Source organism: Actinomadura sp. CNU-125 (genome assembly GCF_001942465.1).
Classification (GTDB): Bacteria; Actinomycetota; Actinomycetes; order Streptosporangiales; family Streptosporangiaceae; genus Spirillospora.
This window is the reverse complement of the sequence record NZ_MKJY01000305.1, coordinates 1-5,875: the sequence shown is the minus strand read 5'-3', so window position 1 is coordinate 5,875 and position 5,875 is coordinate 1. Positions and strand designations below refer to the sequence as shown.

The 5,875-nt window shown below is 74.2% G+C and carries 7 protein-coding genes; 3 read left to right on the top strand and 4 right to left on the bottom strand.

All coding sequences use genetic code 11. The features are described 5' to 3' along the window. From ggt to BJF79_RS30135, 3 genes are all read left to right on the top strand, one after another. Positions 1-1,786: gamma-glutamyltransferase (gene ggt, locus BJF79_RS30145; protein WP_410050160.1), on the top strand; the 1,786-nt coding region annotated here is incomplete at its 5' end. 51 nt (positions 1,787-1,837) lie between these two features. Then, entirely contained in the window at positions 1,838-2,185 is a 348-nt protein-coding gene (gene cutA / locus BJF79_RS30140; RefSeq protein WP_075902490.1) for a divalent-cation tolerance protein CutA, read from the top strand. Between the two features lie 143 nt (positions 2,186-2,328). Then, a complete protein-coding gene (locus tag BJF79_RS30135) occupies positions 2,329-3,192 on the top strand; it encodes an oxygenase MpaB family protein (RefSeq protein ID WP_075902488.1) in 864 nt (287 codons plus the stop codon). 9 nt (positions 3,193-3,201) lie between these two features. Here the strand turns inward: BJF79_RS30135 and BJF79_RS30130 are convergent, their stop codons facing one another. The 4 genes from BJF79_RS30130 to BJF79_RS30115 all read right to left on the bottom strand — a co-directional run. Continuing rightward, positions 3,202-3,501 (bottom strand): metal-sensitive transcriptional regulator, encoded by a 300-nt coding sequence (locus BJF79_RS30130; RefSeq protein ID WP_075902486.1) that lies wholly within the window; start codon positions 3,499-3,501, stop codon positions 3,202-3,204. Between the two features lie 68 nt (positions 3,502-3,569). After that, complete coding sequence (locus tag BJF79_RS30125; RefSeq protein WP_075902484.1) at positions 3,570-4,160, bottom strand: histidine phosphatase family protein; 591 nt, start codon at positions 4,158-4,160, stop codon at positions 3,570-3,572. 64 nt (positions 4,161-4,224) lie between these two features. Continuing rightward, the gene (gene ald / locus BJF79_RS30120) at positions 4,225-5,340 is read right to left on the bottom strand and encodes an alanine dehydrogenase (protein ID WP_075902482.1); all 1,116 of its coding nucleotides are present in this window, start codon (positions 5,338-5,340) and stop codon (positions 4,225-4,227) included. Between the two features lie 107 nt (positions 5,341-5,447). Next, a partial coding sequence (locus BJF79_RS30115; RefSeq protein WP_262402751.1) for a glycerate kinase occupies positions 5,448-5,875 on the bottom strand: 428 nt, incomplete at its 5' end.

Genomic DNA, 5,875 nt, shown 5'->3' with positions numbered 1-5,875 from the left:
CGCCGCGTCGACCGCCCTGACCGCCCCCGCGTCCGCCCGCCCCCGGCACCCGTCCGAGCCGGGCAAGCGGCCGGTCGCCACCGGGTACGGCGGCGCGGTCTCCACCGTCGACCCGTACGCGAGCCGCACCGCCCTGGACGTCCTCAAGCACGGCGGCAACGCGATGGACGCGGCCGTCGCCGCTCCGACGGCGACCCTCGGCGTCACCGAGCCGTACGTCGCGGCGATCGGCGGCGGCGGGTTCATGACCTACTACGACGCCCGCAGCGGGCGCGTGCACTCGATCGACGGCCGGGAGACCGCGCCCGCGCGGATGCGCGCGGACTCCTTCATCGATCCCGAGACCGGCGAGCCGCTGCCGTTCGGCGAGGCCGTCACCAGCGGGCTCGGCGTCGGCGTCCCCGGCACGGTCGCGCAGTGGGAACTGGCCCTCGACCGGTTCGGCAAGCGGAAGCTGCGCCACCTCCTGCGGCCCGCGATCGACGTCGCCGAGCAGGGCTTCGTCGTCGACCAGGAGTTCCACGACCAGACGGCCGTCAACGAAGAACGGTTCCGCGACATCGCCCCCACCCGCGAGCTGTTCCTGCCGGACGGGAAGGTGCCCGAGGTCGGCTCGGTCTTCCGCAACCCCGACCTCGCCGACACCTACCGCGCGCTCGCCCGGTACGGCGGCGACTGGCTGTACGAGGGACGCCTCGGCCGCGAGATCGTCCGGACGGTCGCCGACCCGCCCGTCGCGTCCGGCGCCGAACGCACCGTCCGTCCCGGCCTGATGCGGCCCGGCGACCTCGACGGCTACCGCGCGAAGCTCCGGAAGCCGACGCACGTGTCGTACCGCGGCCTCGACGTGTACGGGATGCCGCCGCCGTCGTCCGGCGGATCCACGGTCGGCGAGGCGCTGAACATCCTCGAAGAGTTCGACCTCGACGCGGACCGCCCCGCCGACGCGCTGCACCTCTACCTGGAGGCGTCCAAGCTCGCCTACGCCGACCGGGGCCGCTACCTCGGCGACGCCGACAAGGTCGACGTCCCGCTCGGCGAACTGCTCTCGCCCGGCTTCGCCGCCGAGCGCGCGTGCCTGATCAAGCCGGACGAGGCCGCGGCCGCGCCCGTCCCGCCCGGTTCGCCGGACGGACGGTACGGCCCCTGCGGGCCCGCACGCGGCGCGCCCGCGACCCTCACCCGCGAGGGCCCGCAGACGACCCACCTCGTCGTCTCCGACCGGTGGGGCAACGTCGCGTCCTACACGCTGTCGATCGAGCAGTTCGGCGGCAGCGGCCTGACCGTCCCGGGCCGCGGCTTCCTGCTGAACAACCAGCTCACCGACTTCTCCTTCGAGCCGCCCGCGCCGGGCGAGGCACCCGACCCGAACCTGCCCGGCCCGCACAAGCGGCCGCGCAGCAGCATGGCCCCGACGATCGTGCTGGACGACGGCCGCCCCCGGCTCGCGCTCGGCACCCCCGGCGGCTCCACGATCATCACGACGGTGCTGCAGATCCTGGTCAACCGGCTCGACCTCGGCATGGACCTGCCGGAGGCCCTCAACGCGCCCCGCGCCACCCAGCGCAACACCCCGCAGGTTTTCGCGGAGCAAGAGTTCATCGACCGCTACGGCGACGACCTGCGCGCGCGCGGACACGAACTCGAACTTTTCGCCGGGCCTCCGAAGGGCGTCATCGGCGCGGCGAACGCTCTGGAGATCCTGCGGCCGGGCCTGGTCCAGGCGGTCGCCGAGCCCGAGCGGCGCGGCGGCGGCAGCGCCCTCGTCGTCCGTCCCGCCCGATAGCGTGGCGGCCGCGAACGCGTGCCGGGTCCGCGAGGGGGAAGGGATCGTCGCATGGCGCAGTCATATGTTCAGGTGACGACCACCACCGACTCGCGGGCCGAGGCGGCGGAACTGGCCAAGTCGGCGGTCGCCGAGCGGTTCGCCGCGTGCGCCCAGCTCGTCGGCCCGATCGCCAGCACCTACTGGTGGGAGGACGAGATCGAGTCGGCGGAGGAGTGGATGGTGCTGTTCAAGACCACCGCCGACCGGTTCGACGAGCTGGCCACCCTGATCACCGACGTGCACTCCTACGACACCCCCGAGATCATCGCGACCCCCGTCGTCGCAGGCAGCCTCGACTACCTCGCCTGGATCGCCGAGCAGACCGAAGCCGACGACGACGAGGAAGCCGAGGACTGACCCACCGCCGCAGCGGAGCCCGGAGCGGGGCGCAGGCCCGTCGCCGGGTGCGCGGTGGCGTGTGTGATTCAGGCCATACCTGGGTAAATCTTCAGTTACGCGGGTCGACGTGGTTTCCTCGGCGCGAGAGAAGGGGGGCCGCCGTGCACGACGGGACGCGCGGGACGCGGGCCGACGACGGGCTGTTCGGGCCCGGCTCGATCACCTGGCGGGTGATGGGCGAACCGGTGCTGATCATCGGCGGGATCCGGGCGCTGCTGCTGCAGTCGCTGCATCCGCGCACCATGTGGGGGACCGCCCAGAACTCCGAGCTGATGAAGGCGGACGCCGCCTGGGGACGGCTGACGCGGACGGTCGAGTTCGTGCGCGTCCGCACCTACGGGACGACCGAGGAGGTCGAGCGGATCGGGCGGCGCGTCCGCAAGCTGCACTCCAAGCTGACCGGCGTCGACATGCGCACCGGCGAGACGTTCCCGATCGACGACCCCGAGAACCTGCTGTGGGTGCACATGGGCGAGGTCGACTCCTACCTCGGTGTCGCGCGGCGCGCTGGCGTCCCGCTGAGCGCCGCGGACGCCGACCGGTTCGTGGACGAGCAGCGCCGCGCCGCCGCGGTCGTCGGTCTCGACCCCGCCGACGTGCCCGCGTCGGTCGCGGAGATGGCGGACTACTACGCCGACATGCGGGGCCGCATCTGGGCGTGCGACGAGGCCCGGCTGGGGCTGCGGCGGATGTTCAGCCCGGCCGTCCCGCGCAACCTGCTGCCGCTGAAGCTCGCCGCCCCCGCCGTGGGGAGCCTGACGGTGTCGACGCTGCCGCGCTGGGCCCGCCGCATGTACGGGCTGCCGGGGCTGCCGACGTCGGACGTGGCGGCCACGCTCGCGCTCAAGAGCCTGTACCGGACGACGCGGGCGGTGCCCGAGCGGTACCGGTACTCCCCGGACGCGCGGCGCGCCCTGCGCCTCACCCGCGAGGCCGAGGCGGCCGCCTGGACGATCGCGTCCTGACCGGCGTGCTCAGCCGCGGCGCATGAGTCGGCCGACGGCGGCCATGAGCTCGGTCGACATCGCGTCGCCCTTGCCCTCTTCGGCGCCCTCGGCGACGCAGTGCCGGACGTGGCCGTCGAGGAGGCCGAGCGCGACCTTGTCGAGGGCGGCCTGGATCGCGCTGATCTGGGTGAGGATGTCGATGCAGTAGCGGTCGTCCTCGACCATGCGCTCGATGCCGCGCACCTGCCCCTCGATCCGGCGGAGCCGGGTCTCCAGCTGGTCCTTGGTGGCGGTGTAGCCGCGCGTGGGGGCCTCGCTGTTCGCCATCCGGTCCTCACAATCGCTCTGGGGCCTCGCACCTCTGGAGGAACACCCCCGCAGGGGTATGTTATGCGCTAGTTCGGGGGGATGTTCCAGGCCGAGACGACCGGGCGGTCGTGCTCGGTGCCGAGCACCGAGAGCGTCCCGGTCTGCAACGCGAACAGGCGTCCGAGCGCGGGTTCCAAGCCGAGCCACCGTGCGGTGAGGACGCGCAGGAAGTGCCCGTGCGCGACGATCGCGACGTCGCCGTCGTCCGGTAGCGGGCACACCTTTGCCAGGACGGCGTCTGCGCGCGCGCCCACCTGCTCGATGGACTCGCCGGGGTGTTCGGCGTCGCCGGGGATCACCCCGTCTTCCCACAGGAACCAGCCGGGACGGTCCTCGCGGATGCGGGCCGATGTGACGCCCTCGTAGCCGCCGTAGTCCCATTCCCACAGGTCGGGGACGACGTCGTCCGGCCGCAGGCCCGCCAGTTCGGCGGTGCGGCGGGCCCGTTCGGCCGGGCTGACCAGCGTCCGGACGATCGTGCGGCGGGCGAGCGCCGCGCGCAGCGCGCGGGCCTGCTCCTCGCCCCGCCCGGTCAGCGGGAGGTCGGTGCGCCCGGTGTGCCGCCGCGCGCGGCTCCACTCGGTCTCGCCGTGCCGCACGATGATCAGCTCTCCCATGCGCCCCACTCTAGGCGCGGGTTCGGCGCCCGCCTCCCCCGGCCGAGGGGCGCGCCGGGGGAACCTACGCCAGGACGGACGAGGGCGGCGTCCACGGCAGCCCGTGGGCCTCGGCGACGTGGTCGTAGACGATCTCGCCCGCGTGGGTGTTGAGGCCGCGGGCCAGCGACGCGTCGGCGTGCAGGGCGGCGCGCCAGCCCTTCTCGGCGATCGCGACGACGTAGCGGAGCGTCACTCCGGTGAGGGCGCGGGTGGAGGTGTTGGGCACCGACCCGGGCATGTTGGCCACGCAGTAGAAGGTGGATCCGTGCACCCGGTAGGACGGGGCGTCGTGGGTGGTGGGCCGCGAGTTCTCGAAGCAGCCGCCCTGGTCGATGGCGATGTCGACGAGCACGGACCCGGCCTTCATCCGGGCGACGAGCTCGCCGGAGATCAGCTTCGGCGCCCGCGCCCCCGGGATCAGCACCGCGCCGATCACCAGGTCGGCGGCGAGGGCCCGCTGCTCGACGGCGAGGGCGTTCGACACGAGGGTCCGCACCCGGCCCCGGTAGATCGCGTCGATGCGGCGGAGCCGGTCGACGTCGACGTCGAGGATCGTGACGTCCGCGCCCATGCCGGCCGCGATCTGCGCGGCGTTCAGGCCGGACACCCCGCCGCCGATCACCAGGACCTTCGCGGGCGCCACGCCGGGCACGCCGCCCGGCAGCACGCCGCGTCCGCCGTGCGGCGCCATCAGGTGGTAGGCGCCGACCTGCGGGGCGAGCCGCCCGGCGACCTCCGACATGGGGGCGAGCAGCGGCAGCGAGCGGTCCGGGAGCTGGACGGTCTCGTAGGCGATCGCGGTGACGCCCGCCGCGAGCAGCGCGTCGGTGCACTCGCGGGACGCGGCCAGGTGCAGGTACGTGAACAGGACCTGGCCCGCGCGCATCCGGTGGAACTCGGGCGCGATGGGCTCCTTGACCTTGAGGACGACATCGCCCTCGGCCCAGACCTCGTCGGCCGAGTCGAGGATCTTGGCGCCCGCGGCGGTGTAGTCGTCGTCGGGGATCGCCGAGCCGAGCCCGGCGGCCCGCTCGACGAACACCTCGTGGCCGAGGCGGGTGAGCTCGTGGACTCCGGCCGGGGTGATGGCCACGCGGTACTCGTGGTTCTTGATCTCGCGGGGTACGCCGATCTTCACGGAAGGCTCCTTGTGGGGGCTGACGTCCGTTCGTACCAAGCGTCCTGCCCGCGCGGCGGGGACGCCACGCGGCGCCCCGCGTGCGGACCCCGCGTGCGGCCCCCGGCTCAGCCCATCGTGCGGCGCAGCGGCGGGAGCCATTCGGCGGCGATCGCGACCGTCAGCTGCTCCAGCAGCGGCCCGGCCCGCCGGACGCAGCGCCCGGTGTCGGGCTCGATGTCCTCCAGCGAGTAGACGGCCTGGATGCGCGCCTTGCGGAGCTGCTCGCCGGTGAGGCCGCGCCGCCCGGCCACCGCGACGACCGGGACGCCCGCGCGGGCCGCCGCCCGCGCGACGCCGATCGGCGTGCCGCCGCGCAGGGAGCGGGTGTCCAGGACGCCTTCGCCGGTGACGACCAGGTGCGCGTCGCGCGCCCGGGCGGCGAAGCGCAGCACGTCGAGCAGCACGCCGGGGCCGGGCTCGATCGTCGTCGCCGAGGAAGGCGCGCGCGGCGAACCCGACGCCGCCCGCGGCCCCGGCGCCCGGCAGGTCGCGG